15 protein-coding genes are annotated in these 22,894 nt (G+C 42.8%); 2 read left to right on the top strand and 13 right to left on the bottom strand.

What is annotated here, in order from left to right; translation table 11 throughout:
- Positions 1-507 precede the first annotated feature (507 nt).
- Complete coding sequence (gene trhP, locus Xentx_RS07010; protein WP_074019548.1) at positions 508-1,872, bottom strand: prephenate-dependent tRNA uridine(34) hydroxylase TrhP; 1,365 nt, start codon at positions 1,870-1,872, stop codon at positions 508-510.
- Between the two features lie 203 nt (positions 1,873-2,075).
- Complete coding sequence (locus Xentx_RS07005; RefSeq protein ID WP_074019547.1) at positions 2,076-2,420, bottom strand: YegP family protein; 345 nt, start codon at positions 2,418-2,420, stop codon at positions 2,076-2,078.
- A gap of 253 nt (positions 2,421-2,673) precedes the next feature.
- Between Xentx_RS07005 and Xentx_RS07000 the strand changes: the two genes are divergently transcribed.
- Complete coding sequence (locus Xentx_RS07000) at positions 2,674-3,852, top strand: MFS transporter (RefSeq protein ID WP_074019546.1); 1,179 nt, start codon at positions 2,674-2,676, stop codon at positions 3,850-3,852.
- Positions 3,853-3,906: 54 nt separating this feature from the next.
- Here Xentx_RS07000 and baeR read toward each other — a convergent pair whose 3' ends face one another.
- The 11 genes from baeR to purM form a co-directional block, all read right to left on the bottom strand.
- Positions 3,907-4,617, bottom strand: a complete 711-nt coding sequence (baeR, locus tag Xentx_RS06995; protein ID WP_074019545.1) for an envelope stress response regulator BaeR — start codon at positions 4,615-4,617, stop codon at positions 3,907-3,909.
- Positions 4,614-6,002, bottom strand: coding sequence for an envelope stress sensor histidine kinase BaeS (baeS, locus tag Xentx_RS06990; protein ID WP_208607553.1), 1,389 nt, complete (start codon positions 6,000-6,002; stop codon positions 4,614-4,616). The genes baeR and baeS overlap by 4 nt, the downstream gene beginning before the upstream one ends.
- Positions 6,003-6,020: 18 nt before the next feature.
- Positions 6,021-9,122, bottom strand: coding sequence for a multidrug efflux RND transporter permease subunit MdtC (gene mdtC, locus Xentx_RS06985; protein ID WP_074019543.1), 3,102 nt, complete (start codon positions 9,120-9,122; stop codon positions 6,021-6,023).
- Complete coding sequence (locus Xentx_RS06980) at positions 9,119-12,274, bottom strand: MdtB/MuxB family multidrug efflux RND transporter permease subunit (RefSeq protein WP_074019542.1); 3,156 nt, start codon at positions 12,272-12,274, stop codon at positions 9,119-9,121. The genes mdtC and Xentx_RS06980 overlap by 4 nt, the downstream gene beginning before the upstream one ends.
- Positions 12,274-13,512 carry an MdtA/MuxA family multidrug efflux RND transporter periplasmic adaptor subunit gene (locus Xentx_RS06975; RefSeq protein ID WP_074019541.1) on the bottom strand — a complete coding sequence of 413 codons (1,239 nt, stop codon included), beginning with the start codon at positions 13,510-13,512 and terminating at the stop codon, positions 12,274-12,276. The genes Xentx_RS06980 and Xentx_RS06975 overlap by 1 nt, the downstream gene beginning before the upstream one ends.
- A 326-nt stretch (positions 13,513-13,838) precedes the next feature.
- Positions 13,839-15,302, bottom strand: coding sequence for a magnesium transporter (gene mgtE, locus Xentx_RS06970; RefSeq protein WP_074019540.1), 1,464 nt, complete (start codon positions 15,300-15,302; stop codon positions 13,839-13,841).
- 259 nt (positions 15,303-15,561) lie between these two features.
- A complete protein-coding gene (ppx, locus tag Xentx_RS06960) occupies positions 15,562-17,094 on the bottom strand; it encodes an exopolyphosphatase (protein ID WP_074019538.1) in 1,533 nt (510 codons plus the stop codon).
- A gap of 3 nt (positions 17,095-17,097) precedes the next feature.
- Entirely contained in the window at positions 17,098-19,167 is a 2,070-nt protein-coding gene (gene ppk1, locus Xentx_RS06955; RefSeq protein WP_074019537.1) for a polyphosphate kinase 1, read from the bottom strand.
- 52 nt (positions 19,168-19,219) lie between these two features.
- Entirely contained in the window at positions 19,220-19,783 is a 564-nt protein-coding gene (speG, locus tag Xentx_RS06950) for a spermidine N1-acetyltransferase (RefSeq protein ID WP_074019536.1), read from the bottom strand.
- Between the two features lie 201 nt (positions 19,784-19,984).
- A complete protein-coding gene (purN, locus tag Xentx_RS06945) occupies positions 19,985-20,623 on the bottom strand; it encodes a phosphoribosylglycinamide formyltransferase (RefSeq protein WP_074019535.1) in 639 nt (212 codons plus the stop codon).
- A 98-nt stretch (positions 20,624-20,721) separates the two neighbouring features.
- Positions 20,722-21,765, bottom strand: a complete 1,044-nt coding sequence (purM, locus tag Xentx_RS06940) for a phosphoribosylformylglycinamidine cyclo-ligase (RefSeq protein WP_074019534.1) — start codon at positions 21,763-21,765, stop codon at positions 20,722-20,724.
- A 224-nt stretch (positions 21,766-21,989) separates the two neighbouring features.
- Here purM and upp point away from each other — a divergent pair, with 224 nt between their 5' ends.
- On the top strand, positions 21,990-22,616 hold the full coding sequence (gene upp / locus Xentx_RS06935; RefSeq protein ID WP_074019533.1) for a uracil phosphoribosyltransferase: 627 nt from the start codon (positions 21,990-21,992) through the stop codon (positions 22,614-22,616).
- The last annotated feature ends 278 nt before the right edge of the window (positions 22,617-22,894 follow it).

Genomic DNA, 22,894 nt, shown 5'->3' with positions numbered 1-22,894 from the left:
ATCGCTTCAGTTAAGACAAATGTTGTTAAAATTTAACCATTTTGCCTGGCAATAAAGTGAGATAATACTTATCTGGTGTAGTGATAAATATTGAAGTTATTTAGAAATTGGATAATTCGGTTTATTTTTTCTCACAATTTCTTTCATTAAACTGAATAAATTCTAACGACATTATCAAAAGAATGCTTTTTTGATTATTATAAATACTGCTTTTAATGGTAGATTAATAAACATCCAGTATAAATTTGGAAGCATTAATTTAAATTTAATGATTTTTTGGAGGTGGGGTTTTCTCAATATTTTGAATTATTTGTTACTTGTAAAAGAAAAGGCTAGCTCAAGGGAGATTGAGCTAGCCAAGGAGGTGGTTCCTAGTCTTCAGCAAAACTTTTTTAGTTTTTTATTTTTCGGAACCAATAATACGAGAAATAAATTAACATTGATGTGATCTATTTCTAAAAATAAAGATCTATTTCTTTAAAATCCTATTTTGAATTATTTCATTTGTCATTCTTGTGGATGTGGTGTTCTGGTATTGCCACCTTTTAAGTTCCGCACAAGTAAAGCATAATCTAGTTTAATTTCTTTAGGAATAGGAAGATAAACGAGATGCCCATCACCTGGCGCAATTTCTACGGCCTGGCCTTTTTTATTTATCATGGATTCTAACGTGAAGTTAATATTGCCCGATGGAGTCATGAGTTCCAGATGATCTCCGACAAGAAATTTATTCTTCACGGCAACTTCTGCCAATCCATTGATTCGATTGCCAGTAAATTCACCAACGAATTGTTGGGTGTCTGATACGGAATAACCGTATTCGTAAGTTTGGTAGGCATCATGGGTATGACGGCGCAGGAAACCTTCTGTATAGCCACGGTGTGCTAAACCTTCTAATGTGGTCATCAATGTTGGATCGAAGGGTTTTCCAGCAACGGCATCATTTATGGCACGGCGATATACTTGTGCGGTACGGGCACAATAATAGAAAGATTTAGTGCGGCCTTCGATTTTCAGTGAATGAACTCCCATCTTGGTTAATTTTTCCACATGTTCAATGGCGCGTAAGTCTTTGGAATTCATGATATAAGTACCATGCTCATCTTCAAATGCTGACATATATTCGCCAGGACGCTTGGCTTCTTCTACCATGAATACTTTATCTGTTGGTGCACCCTGGCCCAGTGTTGGTTCAATGTTTTTAACAGGAATAGGGTCGTGCATATGGACAATATTGCCAACACTATCTTCCTTGCCTTCCTGCACATTGTATTCCCAGCGACAGGCATTGGTGCAAGTGCCCTGATTAGGATCACGCTTGTTGATATAGCCTGATAACAGGCAACGGCCAGAATAAGCCATACAAAGTGCACCATGTACAAAAACCTCAAGCTCCATATCAGGCACTTGCTGACGGATTTCGGCAATTTCTTCCAGCGAGAGTTCACGGGAAAGAATGACTCGCGTTAATCCCATTTGTTTCCAGAATTTGACCGTAGCCCAGTTAACAGCATTGGCTTGAACCGAAAGATGAATATCTATTTCAGGAAATGTCTCGCGCACCATCATAATTAAGCCTGGATCAGACATAATCAAAGCATCAGGCCCCATTTCTACAACGGGTTTTAAGTCACGAATAAACGTTTTCAGCTTTGCGTTATGTGGTGCGATATTGACAACAACATAAAAACGCTTACCTAATTCGTGCGCTTCCTTAATGCCCTGTGCCAATGTCTCATGGTTAAATTCATTATTACGGACACGCAAGCTATAGCGAGGCTGTCCGGCATAAATGGCATCTGCGCCATAAGCGAATGCGTAACGCATATTTTTTAAAGAGCCGGCAGGAGAAAGTAATTCTGGAGTAAACATATTTTTTAACGTTCTCGGTCTGAGTTCAAGTCAGCCCTTACCCAGTCTTCATTGTCATTACTAAGGGTAAGGTTTAAAGGAGGGGGATTTTAACGCCTATTTTATCATTAGCACAAATATATTATGGCAATGATATGCACCATATTTGATCGCCATGTGGGAAAGCGCGCCGCGGATACGGCGCGAGTCATTAATTGTACCTGTTAATTTTGCTTGGTCAGGTCACGAATACTTTCTGTTGGCCCGATTTTTATGACATATTGTATAGATTTCTTCATGCTTGCTTCATTGGTATGAGTTTCACTGATAGCAATAATTTGGTGGTTTCGGGCTTTCAGGACAAAATAAGGTTTGCCTGATTTGTTTTTTCTCACTTCATGGCGAGTTTTATCGGGAGAATTAACTTGCACAGAGTGAATACCTTTATTGGCAGCAGCCTTGGTGGTATACATTTCACTGCTAAGAATAATGTCACCGTTTGCTGCCACCAGATTGAAATAAAATTGCCCGTTCTTTGCTTTCTTAAGATCATAATGCCCAGTAGCCATAAGAAATTCTCCTGATTGGGTAATTATCAGCTTAAGTTTAGCCTGAATTTTGTACAGTCAAGGGTTTGAGGAGAAAAATTTATCCTTTGTCCCGCTATCTTATAGTGCATGATGACTATTTTGTATTGGCCGATTAATTTACAACTACTTCCAAATTGGCTTGTGCGCGAATATATTACAGTATCTCTCTCAAAGGTAACGACACACCGTTACAATCATAATTTGATTATTCGCCTGTTATTAGGAGTTTTCCATGCCTGTAGCTATTTGGGCTCTAGCCATAGCGACATTTGGGATCGCTACAACCGAATTCATTGTCGCTGGTTTACTTCCTGAAATTGCAACCGAATTTAGTATTTCAATACCAACTGCGGGGTATATGGTAACCAGTTATGCGTTAGGTGTGTTTATTGGAGCGCCTGTTCTAATCATATTAGGGGGAGGTATAGAAAGAAAAAAGATGCTTGCCATGTTAATGATATTATTTATTATCGGAAATGCACTGACTACTTTTTCCCCGACATTTTATCTGGCAATTATTGGCCGGATTATAGCCTCCTTAACCCACGGCGCTTTTATGGGAATTGGTGCGATTATTGCTGCTGAGCTAGTGTCAGAAAATAAAAGAACCACCGCTATCGCATTTATGTTTAGTGGAATGACATTAGCTAATTTAGTTGGCATACCGTTTGGAACATGGATAGGAAAAGCGATTTCCTGGCGCGTCACTTTTGCAATAATTACGGTTATTGGCATTATCGCCTTGGTTGGGATTTTAAAGTTATTGCCTAAGTTCGATCAGAAAGCGCCTGCCAGTATTAAAAAGGAACTACTGGCTTTCACCAATATTCATGTTCTTTTGGCTATGGGGATCACAGTCTTAGGCCCCGCTGCATTTTTTACGACGATTACCTATATTGCTCCATTAATGATTAATATTGCAGGATTCTCTGAGAGTGCAATAACCTGGCTCCTGCTGGTTTTGGGACTAGGGTTTTTCTTTGGCAATATTGTGGGTGGAAAACTTGCAGATAAAGCGATGATGCCATTGCTATATTGGACGTTAGGGCTACAATCCTTGGTTTTATTTATTTTCTGGCTTTATGGTGACAACCAGTTTATTGCTTGTTTGAGCATATTTTTAATGGCAGCATTGGGTTTTGCCACCGTATCACCAATCCAGCGGTTGGTGATGGATAAAGCTCAGGAGGCTGGTGCACCTAATCTTGTTTCCTCGGTCAATATTGGATTTTTTAATTTGGGTAATGCAGTTGGTGCATGGCTAGGCGGTGTAATTATCGCATCTCATTATGGTTATATATCCCTCAATCTGGCAGGGGGTTTATTAGCCTCACTGGCATTATTATTAGCTGTCATTTCAGGTTTGCTTGATCGTAAAAGCACTTTGAACGTTGAAAAAAGGCACTTATAAGCATGTGATGAGAGTTGCAACAGTAACTGGTTGATTAATACTGGTTACTGTGCCTCATATCATCAAACAACAGATTTCTGCTTCCCAACGATAACCCAAGCCATAAATGGAACGGATAAAAGATTTATCCCTATCCAACTGCTCTAGTTTTCTGCGCAAGTTTTTAATATGGCTATCAATAGTTCGGTCATTAACAATGCGATGATCGTTATAAAGGTTATTCAATAGTTGATCACGAGAAAAAACGCGCCCTGGTTGGCTGGACATAATTTTGAGCAGACGGAATTCAACAGGTGTTAATTCAAGTACTTGTCCAAAGTAACGCGCCTGAAAGTGATTTTCATCAATGGTTAGTGCACCTTGCTCACTGATAATATCTTTCGGACGGTAGCAACGGCGCAAGATTGTCTTTACTCTGGCTATCATTTCTCGAGGACTATAAGGCTTACAGATATAATCGTCAGCCCCAATTTCTAAGCCGAGTAGCCGATCAATCTCTTCCGTTTTTGCAGTCATCATCACAATCGGGATATCTGAAAATTTACGCAGTTCCCGACAGATCGACAATCCATCCAGACCAGGCAACATAAGATCAAGCAAGATAATATGGGGATGGTATTTTTGCACATGGGCAATGACTTCATCACCACGCTTGAGCCATTGGGTTTGATAATCTGCGGATTGTAAATAATCAACCAGCAGTTGTCCCAACTTTGGTTCATCTTCGACGATGAGAACAGTATATTGTGTAAGATGTATACTCATTGTGTTTCAAGTTCAGACGATTTAATCAATGGTAATTCTACGTGAATTTTAATACCACCTAAAGCTGAGCTTTCCACGCGAATTATTCCATCATGAGCTTCAACAATATTATAGCAAATCGCTAGCCCAAGTCCTGAACCTCCGCTTGCGCGGTTACGGGAAGATTCACAACGATAAAAACGTTCAAAAACATGCTGGCATTGTTCAACAGTCAATCCGGGTGCACTGTCCTGCATATCTAATATCCATTTTTGCTGATCTGAATATCCACGAATAATCACCTTTCCATGCTTATTGGTGTAACGCAGGCTATTTTCCAGCAAATTATGAAATAACTGTGTTAGCCGACTTGGATCGGCAAACAGTATTACGTTTTCTTTTAAATTCAATGATAACTTGATTTGTTTATCCGCAAAACGGGCATGATAATTTGCCACGGAGATTTGTAGTAATTCACTGACATTAACGGACTCTTTTCTATAGGCCAACGAACCACGATTAGAAAGAGATAATAAATGCAGGTCATCCACCAGCTTGGTCAGAGTCGTTACTTCCGAAAGTAAAGAATGGATAGTTTCCTGTGTTGGTTTACGCACACCATCTTGTAAGGCTTCCAGTTCACCACGCAAAACAGAAAGTGGAGTACGTAGTTCATGGGAGATATCCGCCATATAATCACGGCGCATCTGTTCATTTTTTTCCAGCGTGCTGGCAAGTTGGTTAAAATCCGTTGCCAATTTACCGATTTCATCTTTACTGGATGGAACGACACGAATGCTAAAATCACCGGCTGCGAGTTTATGTGTACCTTCTACTAGTCGCTTAACAGGCCTTAAAAGGCCACGAGAAAGAAGAAAAGTGGTGATCAGTGCCAATAAAGTGGAAAAACCGACAATAGCCCAACTTGTGAATTGCTGCTGGTGGGCAAAACTAAGATCAGCCTGACGGGTAATTTTGTCTGACGCGCTGACAATTACCCAACCGACAATATTATTTTTATAGATAACGGGCTTGCGATAACTTTCTGCTGGAATATCACTAGAATGCCCTACCAAACGATGCATGTGAGTGTCCACAACCCAAAATTGGGGACGCCAACCATGAGGTTTGGTTTTCTGATGAGGAATGTCACTCTGTTCAATCGTACGGATAATTTGAAATATCGCGCGATCATTCTGGGTCAGAAAATGCCAATTACCATATTGCTGATATTGTTCTGTCAATGCTTGTGCCAGCATATTTGCCCGATTTTGGCTGTTTTGTTTGATGTAGCCAATAAAACCGTGCTGGAAGCTGAGATAAATGCCCCAATGCATTGTGACCAATACCAGCATACAAGTGGCAAAAATTGCCAGAAAAAGTTTACTGCTGATACCCATTTTTATCCTGAATTTCATTCTGGTTTAGCTACTTGGATCCACTACCTGAGATGGTGTTGCTTTGCGATGGCGCCATTTTTCACGCAATCGGTCAAAAAACAGATACACAACCGGTGTGGTATATAGAGTGAGAAGTTGGCTTACCACCAGGCCACCAACAATCGTGATCCCCAGCGGAAAACGTAATTCTGCCCCATCTCCATTGCTCAGTACTAAAGGTAAAGCACCAAACAGGGCGGAAAGCGTCGTCATCATGATCGGACGGAATCGCAATAAACTGGCCTGAAAAATCGCTTCTTGGGCACTGAGTTTACCGTTTCGTTGAGCTTCAAGGGCAAAATCCACCATGATAATGGCATTTTTCTTGACAATACCAACCAACAGCATAATCCCAATCATGGCGATTAGGCTGAAGGGAGTATTGAACAGTTCCAGAGCCAGCAAAGCACCTATACCCGCAGAAGGCAGGGTAGAAAGGATTGTCAGAGGGTGAATATAACTCTCATAGAGTACACCGAGCACCAGATAAACAGTGACTATAGCAGCCAGGATAACCATTAGTTGGGAATTCTCACTCTTTTGAAAATCCTGTGCTGTGCCGGCAAAAGAGCTACGTACTGCTGAAGGAACACCCAGCTCAGTTATTGTTCTTTCTATTGCACTGATTGCATCGGATAGCGTATAGCTTGGTGCCACATCAAAGGCAATGGTAGAAGAGGCTGAAAGTTCCTGGTGATAAACATCCAATGGTGCATTGGCAGGGCGCCATTGGGCAAAGTAGGAGAGCGGAATACGTTCTCCTTTACTATTAATGACAAACATTTTCTCTAACGCACTGGGATCTTGGTTATATTGCGGTGCAACTTCCATTACCACTTTATATTGATTCAAAGGGGCATAAATCGTGGAAACTTGTCTCTGCCCAAAAGCGTTGTTAAGCAAATTATTTGCCTCGGCAACATTGATGCCTAAACGAGCCATAACATCACGATCATAGGTAATTGCTATTTCAGCACCTTTAGCGTCTTCATCGCTATCGGCGTTTACATCCACCAATTGAGGCAATTTTTCCAATGCTTTTTTGACGATAGGACTCCATTTACGTAGTTCATCAAAGTCATCTGACAACAAATTAAACTGATATGTTGATTTACCTCCCTGTCCTCCTCCACTTCTCAGATCTTGAACAGGAACTAAATATAGGCGTGCTCCCGCTTCATTGGTCAGTTGACTTCTTAAGCGGGTAATAACTTGCTGGACATTTTCTTTACGTTCTTTTAATGGTTTTAGTGAAACAAACATAAAGCCCGTATTAATGCTATCACCACCAGTAAAACCTACGACATTATCCACGGTTGGATCACCATCAACGACCAGCATAAAGCGTTTCATTTTTTCACGCATAGCCTGAAATGAAATGCTTTGATCAGCGACCACAAATCCTAACATTTTCCCAGTATCTTGTTGTGGAAAAAACGTTTTCGGAATGCTGATATAGAGCCAGATATTCAGGACGATAATGCCAACTAATGTCAACAATACCCAACGAGTATGATTGAGTATCCATTTCAATGAACGAGCATAGCTTTGTTGAGTTATCAACAATACTTTACCGAATCCTCGCGTCTGTTTCTGAGCATTTTTAGGTGTGGATTTGAGCAAATGCGCGCACATCATCGGGGTTAAAGTTAGTGAGATTAACAGAGAAATCCCAATGGCGGTTGCCAATGTGACAGCAAAATCCCGGAATAATCTGCCAAGTAATTCATCGATTAATACAAGAGGAATAAATACCGCAACGAGTGATAAACTCATAGCCAGCACAGTGAATCCAACTTCCCTGGTTCCTTTGAGGGCAGCTTGCATGGGTTTTAACCCCGCATTCAAATGACGGGAAATATTTTCCAGTACCACAATGGCATCATCGACAACAAATCCGGTGGCAATAGTTAATGCCATCAACGAAAGATTGTTTAAACTGAAACCACATAGATACATGGCGGTAAAAGTACCAATCAGTGATACCGGAACGGCAATTGCTGGGATCAGCGTAGCTCGGCCAGAACGTAAAAACAGGAATACAACCAGAATCACCAAGGCGACGGCAATGGCTAATGCACGTTTTACTTCTTGCAGGGAAGCATGAATAGTTGGCGAACGATCCTGGACAACGTTTAGCTGAATATTGGCAGGTAAGGAGGCTTGCAGGACAGGAAACTGATCACGAATACGTTGGACGGTCGAGATGATATTTGCACCGGCTTCACGACGGATAATAAGAGAAATTGCAGACTTATTTCCAGACATACCTGCGGCGCGGATATCCTCGACAGAGCTCTTAACATTTGCAACATCCTGCAATCTGACAGGTGCTCCATTATTATAATGGACGATAATTGAGCGGTAACTGTCAGGTGTTTTCAATTCATCATTAGTGTGTAGCTGCCAAATCTGGTTATCGGAATCAATATGACCTGTCGGAAGCCGGACATTCGCATTATTAATAGCATTACTGACATCGTTAAGAGAAACACCTTGATTGAAGAGTGCATTAGGGTTTAGTTCAACACGTATAGCGGGTAACGAACTGCCAATGACACTGACTTTGCTGACACCTTCTATCTGAGAAATCTTTTGAGCCAATCTGGTGGAAGCAAGATCATACAGTTGACCCTCACTATAATTGTCTGAGGAAAGGGTCAAAATCATGATCGGGGCGCCTGACAAATTAGCTTTATAGTACCCTGGCTTGCTTGGCATACCGGAAGGCAACAAACTTTGGGCAGCATTGATGGCGGCTTGGACATCTCGTGCTGCGCCATTGATATCCCGATTGAGATCGAATTCCAGGTAAATATAAGAACTTCCCAGTGAGCTGGCAGAAGACATCTCTTTTACCCCAGATATCCTGCCCAATGCGCGTTCCAGCGGTGTTGTTACGGAAGACGCCATCGTTTCCGGTGATGCGCCAGGCATAGAAGCGTAAACCGTTATCACGGGAAAATCAACTTGTGGCAGTGGCGACACAGGCAGCAGGACAAAACTGAGTGCGCCGCATAGAGTGATGGCTAAACTCAGCAATGTTGTAGCAACTGGCCGCTGGATAAATAGGGCGAAGAATTTCACAGTGGCTCCTGATGATTAACTGAAGATTTATCCAGCTTTATTTGATTACCTTTCTTATTATTTCGACGATAGTGTGCTAACTGATCAAATAGCAGATAAATCACGGGAGTGGTGAACAAGGTTAGGATTTGGCTCATAATCAGGCCTCCCACCATACTGACGCCTAAAGGACGGCGCAGCTCTGCACCAATACCGGTACTCAACATCAGTGGCAATGCGCCCAGCAATGCTGCCATGGTTGTCATTAATATCGGTCTGAAACGTAACAGACAGGCTTGATAGATAGCTTCATAAGGAGTCATTCCTTTTTCCCGCTCTGCGGCCAGAGCAAAATCGATCATCATGATGGCGTTTTTCTTCACAATACCAATTAAGAGGATGATCCCAATGATGGCGATAATATCTAGCTCGTACCCTCCAGCCATCAACGCCAACAATGCGCCAACTCCCGCAGTAGGCAAGGTTGACAAAATGGTAACAGGGTGGATAAAGCTTTCGTACAAAATACCGAGTACGATGTACATGGCGACGACAGCAGCCAAAATCAGCCAGAGGGTATTACTGAGCGCATCCTGGAACGCCAGCGTTGCTCCCTGAAATTGCGTAATGATATCTTTTGGCATTTGGATCGCTTGTTCTGCTTCCTTTATGGCATTGACAGCTTGTTCAAGGGACGAATCTTTTGCTACGTTGAATGAAAAAGTGACAGCAGGAAATTGTTGCAGATGGTCGATAGACAAGTTCCCTAACCGCTGTTCGACAGTGGCAATGGTATTAAGAGGAACCATTTTTCCATCATTACTGGTCAGATAAAGATTGTTTATTGCTTCCAGGCCTGGTGAATCCTTCGTATCTTGCTCAAGGATAACGCGATATTGATTTGATTGAGTGTAAATAGTCGAAATCAAGCGTTGTCCGAAAGCGTTATACAAAGCATTATCTACGGCAGCCATAGAGATCCCAAAGCGACTGGCCATATCCCTATTCACATCAAGGTAAGCTACTAACCCCTGATTTTGCCAATTATTACCGATATCCACCAATTCTGGGCGTTGTTTCAGGGCATGTTGTAATTTAGGAACCCAGACAGCGAGTTCATCAAGCGAAGTCGCTTGCAACGTAAATTGGTATTGCGTGCGCGATAGTTGGGTATCAATGGTCAAATCCTGGGTTGGTTGCAGGTATAACTTGACGTCGGGGACTTTAGCAATTCGCGCTTGCAGGCGTGGGATCACCTCGTGAATACGGTCGTCACGCTGGCTGAGTGGTTTCAACGTGATTTGAAGACGAGCATTATTCAATGTTGGATTGTTACCATCGACACCAATAAAGGTCGTGACATTGTCCACGGCCGGATCTTTTAATAACAGAGCCGTAACTTGCCGTTGCTTATCTGCCATTGCATTGAATGAAATGGATTGTGGTGCTTCCAGTGTGCCCTGAATCAATCCGTTGTCTTGTAAGGGAAAGAATCCTTTGGGGATCATGATATAGAGTAGGGCGGTCAGAGCCAACGTACCGAATGCAACACCAAGTGTAATCCAGGGATGATTCAACACCCGTTTCAGGAAGACAGCATATACGGCAATCATACGTTCAAAGAAGCGTTCACATGCCTGTTCGAAGCGATTGTGTTTAATATTAGCTTCGGGTTTCAGCATCCTTGCACACATCATCGGTGTTAGCGTCAATGATACAACGGCGGAAATTAAAATGGCGACGGCGAGGGTAATGGCGAATTCCCTGAACAGCCGACCGACAATATCCCCCATAAACAGTAGAGGGATCAAGACGGCGATTAACGAGAAAGTCAGGGAGATAATCGTAAAGCCGATTTCTCCCGCTCCTTTTAGCGCGGCCGCCAGCGGTTTTTCTCCCCGTTCAATGTAACGGGAAATATTTTCTATCACCACAATAGCATCATCCACTACAAAGCCGGTTGCGATGGTTAATGCCATTAAAGTGAGATTATTGACGGAGAAGCCGCAAAAATACATCACGGCAAATGTACCCACTAACGAAAGCGGTACGGCAATACTTGGGATAAGGGTTGCCGTGACATTGCGCAGAAACAGATAGATCACCATGACAACCAGTGCAATAGCCAGCAACAGTTCAAATTGAACATCCTTGACTGAATGGCGGATTGAGACCGTACGATCTGTCAGCATTTCCACATTAACAGATTTAGGCAGGCTGTTGATCAATTCTGGCAACATGATGCGGATATTATCCGTAGTCTCAATAACATTTGCTCCAGGCTGGCGCTGAACATTGATGACGATAGCAGGTTTCTCATTTGCCCATGTGCCCAATTTGTTATTTTCCACTCCCTGTTCAATGGTGGCGACATCACGCAAGCGAATCGGGGCACCATTTTTATAGGCCACGATTAAATTGCGATAATCATCGACAGATTTCATCTGATCGTTGGAAGATATGGTGATGGAGCGAGTGGGTCCATCAAAACTGCCTTTTGCCGAATTCACATTGGCTTTCATGATGGCAGAACGGATAACGTCGCTGTCTAATCCTTGTGCAGCCAAAGCTTGTGCGTTCAATTTCACGCGCACAGCGGGGCGTTGTCCCCCCGCCAAGGTCACCAGACCGACACCACTGACCTGGGAAATACGCTGGGATATGCGCGTTTCTACCATATCTTGCACCTGACTCATCGGCAAGGCATCAGAGGTTACGGCCAGCGTCAATATAGGTGGATCAGCCGGATTAACTTTGCTGTAAATTGGTGGATAAGGCAGATCATCGGGCAATAGGTTACTGGCTGAATTGATCGCCGCCTGTACGTCTTGCTCTGCCACATCCAGGGGCAGTGAGAGCTGGAATACCAACGTGATAACAGAAGCACCACCAGAACTTTTGGATGACATTTGTTTTAAGCCGGACATCTGACCAAATTGGCGTTCCAGTGGTGCAGTTACAGCGGATGTCATCACATCTGGATTGGCACCAGGATACAGTGTTACCACCTGAATAGTTGGATAATCCACTTGTGGTAATGCAGAAACTGGCAGCATCCGGTAACCCATTAGCCCTGCCAGCAAGATCGCAATCATAAACAGTGTCGTGGCAACAGGGCGCAGGATAAACAGACGGGATGGCCCTCCTCCTGTCATTGGAGAATCAGGTTGCATCAGGAGTTCTCCACCTTACCATTTGATTGATCTGGATTTTTCTTCTTTTGATCCGCGTCGAGTGCTTCAATGGTCAAGGGTTTGACAATCTCGACCTTAGCGCCTTCGGTCAGGTTGTCAATGCCATCAGTAACGACCTGTTCGTTTGCTGACAGTCCACTATTGATGACCACCAATTGATTATCTTGCAGACCTGCAACGACCTTATGTTTACTGACTTTGTTTTCTTTATCCACTTTCCAGACGAAATTTCCGCTATTTCCCATCTGTAATCCAGATGTAGGGATCACAACGACATCGCTCAGTGTATTGACTTTCATCTGAATATTGACGAATTGATTAGGGAACAGCACATTATCTTTATTATTGAATTCGGCCTTCATTTTGATCGTGCCAGTAGTAACATCAATTTGATTATCGATACTGATTAGTTTTCCTTGCGCCAAGGGTTGCTGATTATTGCGATCCCACGCAATGACAGCCACATTTTTGTGATCTTTTTGCGCTTTTAACACAGCACCAATATCGTTTTCAGGCAGGGAAAACAGCACATCAATGGGATCGACTTGCGTAATGACTACGATTGGCGTTGCTCCTCCGGCAGATACATGATTGCCAATATCGATGCGTTTTAATCCGACGCGACCGGAAATCGGGGCTGTAATACGGCTATATGCCAATTGCAATTTGGCTTCGTCGATATCTGCTTGGTCGGCCTGTAAGCTGGCTTCGCTCTGGCGAACCAAAGAAATTTGTTTATCCAGCTCTTGTTGAGAGATAAGTTTACTTTTCGCCAATTGCTGAAAACGGAGTAAATCCTGTTTAGTGTTGGCTAATGTTGCTTGATCTTTGGCATATTGTCCCTGTGCTCTTGCCAGTTTGACTTGAAAGGGACGGGGATCGATTTCTGCCAGTAAATCCCCTTTTTGGATGTATTGACCTTCATTAAAATGCAGGGCTATTAATTGACCTTCCACCTGGCTGGTGACAGTGACGGTATTTGCCGCCAGAACCGTTCCTAATCCTCCTAAGTAATGGGGTATCGATTTGATTTCAGCCGTTGCTACCTGCACTGGTGGTTGAGCGGGATTAGGTAAATTCTGTTTTGATTCTGAGTCCTGAGAGTTATCTGCTGATGAAGGGGCGTTGAAATATTTCCACGCAAAGAAGATTGCCCCGACGATCACGGCTAGCACCGCAGCAAGTCGGAAAAAGTAGGAACGGTTTTTATTATTCATTTGCTCGACATTCTCTTAGTGTTGTGGCGGAATCAATCATGCGGCATCTTATGCTAAATTAGATGCAAGAATATATTATTAGTGTAACCAACAGGAATTCGTCAATAATGAAGAAAATATGGAGGTTATGTCAAAAAGATAATGTTTCTGGTAGTGATTTTCCATGGTATTTGTGATGAGGTATCCAATAGGGTACAGGGAATTATGTTAAGAGGTTTTGTAAAACCGCAATATAAATCATCACTATTATTAATGATGGCGATTATAAAGACATTATTTATTATTTGTCGCCACCATATAGCGGGAACGTCTTTAATTAAATTGAGTTAAACTAAAAATAGCGTTGCCAATCCCAAAAAGATAAAAAAGCCACCTGTATCGGTAATGGCAGTAATCATTACACTGGAGCCGATGGCGGGATCTTTTCCCAATTTCATCATAATAAACGGGATCAAGACTCCCATCAGTGCGGCCATCAATAGATTCAATATCATAGCCATTGTCATAACTCCCCCCATAGCAAGGTCACCGTAGAGCAGATAAGTGATGACGCCCATAATCCCTCCCCAAATAATGCCATTGATAAAAGCAACACCAAGTTCCCTTAATAGCAGATAAGAAAAACTACCCGTCTGGATTTGATGTAGTGCGAGTGCGCGGACGATCATGGTGATGGTCTGGTTACCGGTATTGCCACCAATACCTGCTACGATGGGCATTAAGGTTGCAAGAGCAACGAGTTGGGAAATGGTATGTTCAAAGAGCCCGATAACTCGCGATGCCACGAATGCGGTGCACAAATTGATGGCAAGCCATGTCCAACGGGTTTTGACGGCCTGACCAACCGGAGCAAAAACATCTTCTTCGCGGCTTAAGCCTCCCATTCGGCGAATATTGGTGTCAGTTTCTTCACTTAAGGTATCAACAATATCTTCAACAGTCAGGCGTCCCATTAGACGCCCGTTATTATCTACCACGGCGGCAGAAATCAGGTCATAACGTTCAAATGCACTGGCGGCATCTTCACCTTTTTGCTCCGGTAAGAAAGTAACGGTATCCGTATTCATGACTTCGGAAACTAATTTATCCGGTACGTTGGTCAGTAAAGTGGTGAGTGGAAGCTCTCCTTGTAGACGATTTTTGCGGTCAATAACAAAAATCTTATCTGTTGTTTCAGGAATGGCATCTCGGGAACGTAAAAAACGCTGAACGGTGCCAAGTGTAACGTTGCTTCGCACTGTCACAAACTCGAAATCCATCATTTGACCGATACTGTCTTTATGGTACTGCAATACTTTTCGGATACGATTACGTTGACCTGGTTCTAAATAGGTCAGCAAGCGTCGAGTGGTATCACGGGGAAGATGTTCTGCGATATAAGCTTGTTCATCAACGTGCAGTTTACCGATGGCGCGTAACAGCTCAACATCAGTCATGTCCTTAATCAGATTATCCCAAACAGGAATGGAGGCTTCTACCAGAACCCCACCGCGCTGGTTATTGTCGATCAAACGCCATAAAGCGAGACGTTCATCATAAGGTAAGGCTTCCAGAATATCGGCAATATCGGCAGTATGTAGGCTGGCCAGCAGTGCACTGACTTCCTCTATTTTCTCCAATAATTGTTCGTCACTGATTGCTGAATGTTCATCAGCCTGACCTAATAATGTATCGACAAACAGCTTATCATGGATAAATAGAGAAAGCAGACGTTGACGAATATGTGCCAGTCTTTGGGAGTGTTGGCTGGCAATAGTTGAATTATCAGGTGTAAAGGTTGATTGTGGCATAGTAAACCTTTAAGGCAGAAAATAGGGCGAAAAACCGGCGATTTCAATAATATCACCATAAATTTGACAGCTATTGGGTATTATATTCTGTTTTCGAACCATTTAGGGGCATCAACGATTGCTGCTGGGTTTGTTGGTGATGCTCCAATGCTGCCATAAATGAATAAATAAAGCGTCCAAAGAAAATGAAGAAGCTGATAAACAGTACCAATTTTATAATTTGAACAGTTTTCTTTTTCTTTTTCATAACGCGATATCGTTAAGTCGATTCCTCTTCAATGTGTAAGTGCCAGCCAGCCACATCGTCCCAGTAACTTTGCTCTTGCTCCAGATCGAGCAACACAAGGGCATTTTGTTTTAAATAGTTTTTGGGTAAGCTGAGCGTCCAATGACTATGATCAGTTTCTAGCCTCAGTGTATCTGGTGTTGTGGTAGCCTGGCGCTGATTATTCAATAAGGTTGCCAGTCGCAATATCTTAAGCATAGGAAGATACTGTTTTTTCTTAAACAGATAAAAGCGAGGATGCTCATGTATTTTAACCGCTTTGCGGTGGTAACGTACTAATGTTGCCAGCAACGATTGCTGTTCTTGGGTAAATCCTGGTAGATCGGTATTTTGCAGGATGTAAGCTGAATGCCGTTGCAATCCACTCAGATTGATGCTTAAACCGACTTCATGCAGCATGGCTGCCCACAGTAGAATGGATTCCAGTTGTGGATGTACTCGCTTGGGGTTTTGCTCTGCCCATTGGTCATAAAGATTTTTGGCGGTATTCCAGACGCGGGCAGCCTGTTCTCGATCGATATTATAGTGCTCGGCAAGACTTTTGGCAGTTCGTTGGCGAATATCCTGATGGCGGAAACGATCTTCCATTTCATACAGTACACCTTCCCGTAATGCGCCATGAGACAAGCGGAGTTCCTGAATATGTAAGGCATCGAAAATACCACACAAGATTGATAACCCAGGAACAAAAGTTTGTTTACGGTCATTAGATAATCCTGGCAATTCCAGCACATTGAAATTTTTGTATTTCAGGACACGCTTCACCAGCATGTTTAGGCGCTCTGGGGTAATCAGGCCATCTTTCTCACCCAGTTCGACCAAAAGTTCATGTATTGCCTTGATCGTTCCCGACGCACCTAAAGCAAAATCCCAGCCTTTAGTTCGAAATTGCCAGACGAGATTTTCCAATTTTTGTGCCGCCTGAAGTCGTGCCCTGCGAAAATTATTCTCATTAATTATACCGTTTGGAAAAAATTGGCGAGAAAAACTGACACAACCCATACGGCGGCTTTCAATCAATAGAGGTTCGAAATCTTCACCAATGACCAATTCCGTCGAGCCGCCACCAATATCAATCACCAATTTCCGGCCTTTTTCCGGTTGTGTATGCTCAACGCCCATGAAAATCAGGCGAGCTTCTTCATGACCAGAGATAATTTCAATTGGATAGGGGATAACTTCCTTTGCCTGTTTTAGAAATTCTTGTACGTTGGTAGCTTCACGTAAACTATGCGTTCCCACCAAACAGACATTACCTGCGGAAAAACCTTGCAACCGCTCAGCAAACAGAGCAAGACATTTCAGGCCACGGTTTATGGCTTCTTCGCTTAACTCATTTTTACTATTTAAACCATCGGCAAGATAAACTCGTTTCTTTAAACGTCCAATAACCTGTAATGCACCGTTTACGATACGGGCGATGACCATATGAAAGCTATTGGAACCCAAATCAATAGTGGCAATTTCTTGCGGTTTGGGCATTGGAGTGTCGTGTTTCAAAGGCATAAATCAGGCTCTTGGTTCTGGTTGTTCGAGGTTTTTCAAATAATCATAAACAGCAAGCTGCGCGCGGATTTTACGCTTATTTCCTCGCGGAACATAGCGATTGCCCAATTCCTTATCAATATATCGTGCCTTGACGGTATCATTGAATTGCAGTTCAAGGATATCCATAACTTGTTGTTTTAATCTGGGGTCGAGCAGACAAACTGCTACCTCAATGCGGTAGTCAATGTTACGTGTCATCCAATCGGCCGAAGAAAGGAAAATTTTTTCATTGCCTTTGTTGGTGAAAACATAAACGCGATCGTGTTCCAGGAAACGATCCACAATACTGGTGACTTGAATGTTTTCACTAAAACCGGGTTGGTTAGGAACCAAAGAACACATGCCTCGTACAAGAATGCGGATTTTGACGCCCGCTTCAGAGGCATCATACAGGCGATCCACCAACTCCTTATCTACCAGGTTATTGATTTTCAGAGTGATGCCTGCCAATTCACCGGCTTGTGCATTTTCGATTTCCTGAATAATCAGTTGATTGAGCATAGCCCGCGAATTTTGGGGCGATACCATTAAATTATCAAATGTGACGGGCCGATAAGGGTTTTCAATAAAATTAAACACTCGGCGAACTTCATTGGTGACTTCAGGTTTAGCGGTCAGCAGAGAATAGTCGGTATAGAGCCGCGCCGTTTTTTCGTTGAAATTTCCTGTACCAATATGGGCATAACGGATAATTTCTTCCCCTTCCAGACGCGAAATGATGAATAGTTTTGCGTGAATTTTCAGGCCAGGAGCGGAGAAGATAACATGTACACCTGCTTCAGTGAGGCGTTTTGCCCAATGAATATTGGCTTCTTCGTCAAAACGTGCCTGTAACTCCACCACGACGGTCACTTTTTTGCCGTTGTATGCGGCATGGATCATGGAATCAATAATGCGTGAGTCTTTTGCGACACGGTAGATATTAATCTTAATCGAAAGAACACTGGGATCGAAAGAAGCCTGACGCAGCAATTCCAGTACATGTTCGAATGTGTGATAAGGGTAATAAAGCAGAACATCTCTTTCACGGATAGCGTCGAATCCGTTGCGGAAATGGTCGAACCAAGTATAGCGTAGTCGCGGTATCGATTTATTCTGGAGATTCCGATTTCCTTCATTGGGGAATTTGATGAAATCTTTAAAGTTATGATAACGGCCACCGGCAATCACCGAGTCATCATTGGATAGCCCCAGCTTGCTACGCAGTAGTTCCACCATTTCGTCAGGCATATCACGCTGATAGACAAACCGTACAGGCTCTGCTGTTAGTCTTTGTTTCAGCGTGGAAGACATCAGTTCCAGCAGGCTGGATTCCATCTCTGTTGCCAGATCATATTCGGAATCACGGGTCATTTTCATCGAATAGACGTTCAAAGTGTCGTAATCGAAAAATCCTTTGAAAATTTCATCCAGCGTATAACGCAGAATATTATCAAGTAATATCATTGATTTGCGTTTTTTTGGCATCTCTGGAGGTAGGTTAACGAAACGCGGGACTTTATCTGATGGAATTTCCAACAAAGCATATTGCGTTTTTTGCCCATGGATAATTTCAACGGCCAAATAGGTGTAATCATCTTTGAGAAACTCAACTAAATTAGTTTCTGGGTTGATGACGATTGGTGTGATATGTGGCCGTAAATGCTGGCGAAAATATTGCCGCAGCCAGATTTGTTGATTCGGGGATATCTGCCGTTCATTGATCAAGAAAATCTGATTACGTGCCATTTCCAGCAGCAGTTCGTTATAGAGGACATCGAATTCTTGATCGATCTTGGCAACCTTAGTCTGAATCTTTTTCAATAATTGACGGGCAGTAGTGGCTGAACCTTGTTCTTCACTGATAAGAATACGCCGCTTTACATCGGCAAAGCGCACTTTATAAAACTCATCTAAATTATTGGAGTAGATCCCTAAAAACCTCATTCTTTCAATCAGTGGGTTACTTTTGTCAGCCGCTTCCTGAAGTACACGTTCGTTGAAAGAGAGCCAACTGAGTTCTTTCTCGGTATAAAGGCGATCGTGGGACATTACTACTCCTTACTACTCCACTGGGTTTTTCACTTAGTTTAATGGTTGGCGTTTAACGAGTCGATGTGCTGGTTTGGGTTTCACGGGTTTTATTGGCGAAATAGTGATGCTGGAAAGTACACATCCTGATAGCTGTATGATAAGAGCCGTTTACAAAAAACTCATCGATTAATTCACCTTCAGTATAGAATCCCAATTTATTGTATATATGAATTGCTTTCGTATTCTCTTTATCAACAATCAGATACAACTTGTAAAGATTTAAGACAGCAAAAGCGTATTCCATCGCAAGTTTTACAGCCACCATTGCATAACCTTGTCCTTGATAAGCCGGAGCGATGATAATCTGGAACTCTGCACGACGGTGGACATAATCAATTTCGACTAGTTCCACCAAACCTACTTTGGAGTTTAAGCTTTCGATAATAAAACGGCGCTCGCTTTGGTCATGAATGTGCTTGTCATAGAGGTCGCATAATTCAACAAAGGCTTCATAAGGCTCTTCAAACCAGTAGCGCATAACACTGGCGTTATTATCGAGTTGATGAACAAAAGGAAGATCTTCCCGCTCAAGAGGACGTAAATTTACCGATGGATTTTCCGAACCACTGGACATTGGATACCTCAGTGTTTTGTAGTGAAATCTATAGGGTATAAATATATTTGATATTGAATAATGTTCGAATAAATAATAATTGCCAGATAAATTAATCTAAAATAGCAACTTACAGCAAAGTGTTACTGGAATATAGCAGCTAAAAAAGATTATAACAAAATCTGCTAACACAGAGCCGTAAGTTGCAGTCAGTTGGTTAAATTATTCTGCTGCGTAACCTTGTGGCGGCAGAACCTTGCCATCCATAATTGCGTTATTGCCTTCCATCAGCAAACGTTGATCTAAAAACCAGCCGATGACCAGAGGATAAATATTGTGTTCTTGGGTTTGTACACGTTCGATAACTTCTTCTTCTTTATCTCCCACAAAAATCGGTACCTTAGCCTGTAAAATAATCGGGCCACCATCTAATTCTTCAGTCACAAAATGGACGGAAGTGCCATGTTCTTTATCACCGTTTTCAATGGCTTTCCGATGGGTATGCAGGCCGGGATATTTGGGCAAGAGGGAAGGGTGAATATTGAGCAGACGTCCATAATAGTGCTGGACAAATTCGGGTGATAAGATCTTCATGTAACCCGCTAAGACCACTAAATCGGGATTGTATTGGTCAATGGCTTTGAGAAGGGCGATATCATAACTTGTACGATCCACATAAGCTTTTGGGTTGATAAAGTGCGCAGGGATATCTGCTTGTTCAGCACGTTGCAGGCCATAGGCATCGGCATTATTACTGAAAACGGCAGCAACATATCCATTAATTCGGTTTTGTTGGCAGGCATCTATGATGGATTGAAGATTGCTGCCATTGCCAGAGACTAAAACGACAATTTTTTTCATAACGGGTTTTCACTGAAGAAATTCATTGAGTAGTATGCTCTTCATTTTTCAAGTTACAGCTTTATTAGCTGTAACTTGAAATCAATCAAACAAAATATTTATTTTGTAATAACGACAGGTTGCTCATTGGCATTAAGTTCGGCAATTGTACCGATTTGCCATGCATTTTCGCCTGATGCGGTCAAATACGAAATTGCCTGCTCTACCTGAGATTGAGGAAGTGCGATTATCATACCGACTCCGCAGTTAAATGTGCGGTACATTTCATGTTCGCTGACATTACCAACTTGCTGTAACCAGGTAAAAATTGCCGGCCATTGCCAACTGTCAGCTTTGATTCTGGCTTGCATGTTTTCTGGCAGAACACGCGGGATATTTTCCCAGAAGCCGCCACCAGTCAGATGTGCAATCGCATGAACATCAACTTTTTCAATCAGCTCCAGAATGGATTTGACGTAAATTTGGGTTGGGGCAAGTAAGTGATCGGCGAGTGGTTTCCCTTCAAGCTCGGTAGTCTCTGGATCTGCCTGACTTACCTCAAGAATTTTACGGATCAAAGAATAACCATTGGAATGTGGTCCGCTGGATGTAAGTGCAATCAGGGCATCACCGATCTGAACCTGACTGCCGTCAATAATTTCCGATTTTTCAACAACACCAACGCAAAAACCCGCGACATCATAATCTTCACCGTGATACATACCGGGCATTTCCGCGGTTTCACCACCGACTAATGCACAGCCTGCTTGCTTGCAGCCTTCTGCTATGCCCGTGATGACACTGGTGGCTGTATCGATATCCAGTTTGCCAGTAGCATAGTAATCAAGGAAGAAAAGAGGCTCGGCGCCTTGCACAACCAGATCATTGACACACATGGCAACCAAATCAATTCCGATAGTGTTATGGCGCTTTAAGTCCATGGCCAGACGCAGCTTAGTACCAACGCCATCTGTACCGGAAACCAACACCGGTTCGCGATATTTCTGTGGCAGGGCACATAATGCACCGAAACCACCTAATCCTCCCATCACTTCGGGGCGACGGGTCTGTTTTACGACACCTTTGATACGATTGACTAAGGCATTACCAGCATCAATATCGACACCAGCATCTTTATAGCTAAGAGAGGTTTTGTTGGTCACTGCGTAGCTCCCAGGCGATTGCATTTTTATGAATAAAACAGAACGGTGACGATTCTAACAGTCTAAGCAAACGTTTGCGATAGCTTTGTATCGGTTTCCTGTTAGATCGGGATCGAAGAAAATAACTTGTTAGTAATAAAAATTAACAGATTGGTAGTGGTTTGATACTGAAAAGGAGTTATAATCCCGCGATTTTTTTATCTGCCGGCTATTAGGAGAAACCCATGAAAATCGTCGAGGTTAAACACCCGCTAGTTAAACATAAACTTGGCCTGATGCGAGATCATGATATAAGCACCAAGCGCTTCCGTGAACTGGCTTCAGAGGTGGGAAGTCTTCTGACATATGAGGCAACTGCTGATTTGGAAGTTGAGAAAGTGACCATTGACGGATGGTGTGGGCCGGTAGAGATAGATCAGATTAAAGGAAAAAAGATTACGGTAGTACCTATCCTGCGTGCAGGCTTAGGGATGATGGATGGTGTACTGGAAAATATCCCTAGTGCACGGATCAGTGTTGTTGGTGTATATCGTGATGAAGCAACACTTGAACCAGTACCTTATTTTCAGAAATTAGTCTCTGACATTAATGAACGCATGGCATTGGTTGTCGATCCCATGTTGGCTACTGGTGGCTCTATGATCGCTACCATTGATTTGTTGAAAAAAGCGGGATGCCCTGTCATTAAAGTATTGGTTTTGGTTGCTGCGCCGGAAGGAGTCGCTGCGCTGGAGAAAGCTCACCCTGATGTTGAATTGTATACCGCATCGATTGATAAATGTTTAAATGAGCATGGATACATCGTCCCTGGTTTAGGGGATGCAGGTGATAAAATATTTGGCACTAAATAACATTTATAGCCGGCTGGAAAGTCGGCTTTTTTTTGGTTTCTAGCAAGATGATATAAGAGGATATCAATAATGACTCGTCGAACTATTGGAGTAGAAGAAAAACCTCCTTTGGCACAGACTATTCCTTTAAGTTTGCAACATCTATTTGCCATGTTTGGGGCAACCGTTTTGGTTCCCATTTTATTCATAACTGAATACCACCTCCTGCGGAGGTGGTCATCGACAGATTGGCTCTGCCAGTAAGGCTACTCATGGGAAAATCCGAACTGTTATCCCCA

Origin of the sequence: Xenorhabdus thuongxuanensis (genome assembly GCF_001908095.1) — a bacterium.
Taxonomy (GTDB): domain Bacteria; phylum Pseudomonadota; class Gammaproteobacteria; order Enterobacterales; family Enterobacteriaceae; genus Xenorhabdus; species Xenorhabdus thuongxuanensis.
This window is presented reverse-complemented; position numbering and strand designations above follow the sequence as displayed.

Excerpts from the sequence above, each read along its gene's own strand:
- trhP (WP_074019548.1), bottom strand. The coding sequence starts at position 1,872 with ATGTTTACTCCAGAATTACTTTCTCCTGCCGGCTCTTTAAAAAATATG.
- Xentx_RS07005 (WP_074019547.1), bottom strand. The coding sequence starts at position 2,420 with ATGGCTACTGGGCATTATGATCTTAAGAAAGCAAAGAACGGGCAATTT.
- Xentx_RS07000 (WP_074019546.1), top strand. The coding sequence starts at position 2,674 with ATGCCTGTAGCTATTTGGGCTCTAGCCATAGCGACATTTGGGATCGCT.
- baeR (WP_074019545.1), bottom strand. The coding sequence starts at position 4,617 with ATGAGTATACATCTTACACAATATACTGTTCTCATCGTCGAAGATGAA.
- Xentx_RS06980 (WP_074019542.1), bottom strand. The coding sequence starts at position 12,274 with ATGCAACCTGATTCTCCAATGACAGGAGGAGGGCCATCCCGTCTGTTT.
- Xentx_RS06975 (WP_074019541.1), bottom strand. The coding sequence starts at position 13,512 with ATGAATAATAAAAACCGTTCCTACTTTTTCCGACTTGCTGCGGTGCTA.
- mgtE (WP_074019540.1), bottom strand. The coding sequence starts at position 15,302 with ATGCCACAATCAACCTTTACACCTGATAATTCAACTATTGCCAGCCAA.
- ppx (WP_074019538.1), bottom strand. The coding sequence starts at position 17,094 with ATGCCTTTGAAACACGACACTCCAATGCCCAAACCGCAAGAAATTGCC.
- ppk1 (WP_074019537.1), bottom strand. The coding sequence starts at position 19,167 with ATGTCCCACGATCGCCTTTATACCGAGAAAGAACTCAGTTGGCTCTCT.
- speG (WP_074019536.1), bottom strand. The coding sequence starts at position 19,783 with ATGTCCAGTGGTTCGGAAAATCCATCGGTAAATTTACGTCCTCTTGAG.
- purN (WP_074019535.1), bottom strand. The coding sequence starts at position 20,623 with ATGAAAAAAATTGTCGTTTTAGTCTCTGGCAATGGCAGCAATCTTCAA.
- upp (WP_074019533.1), top strand. The coding sequence starts at position 21,990 with ATGAAAATCGTCGAGGTTAAACACCCGCTAGTTAAACATAAACTTGGC.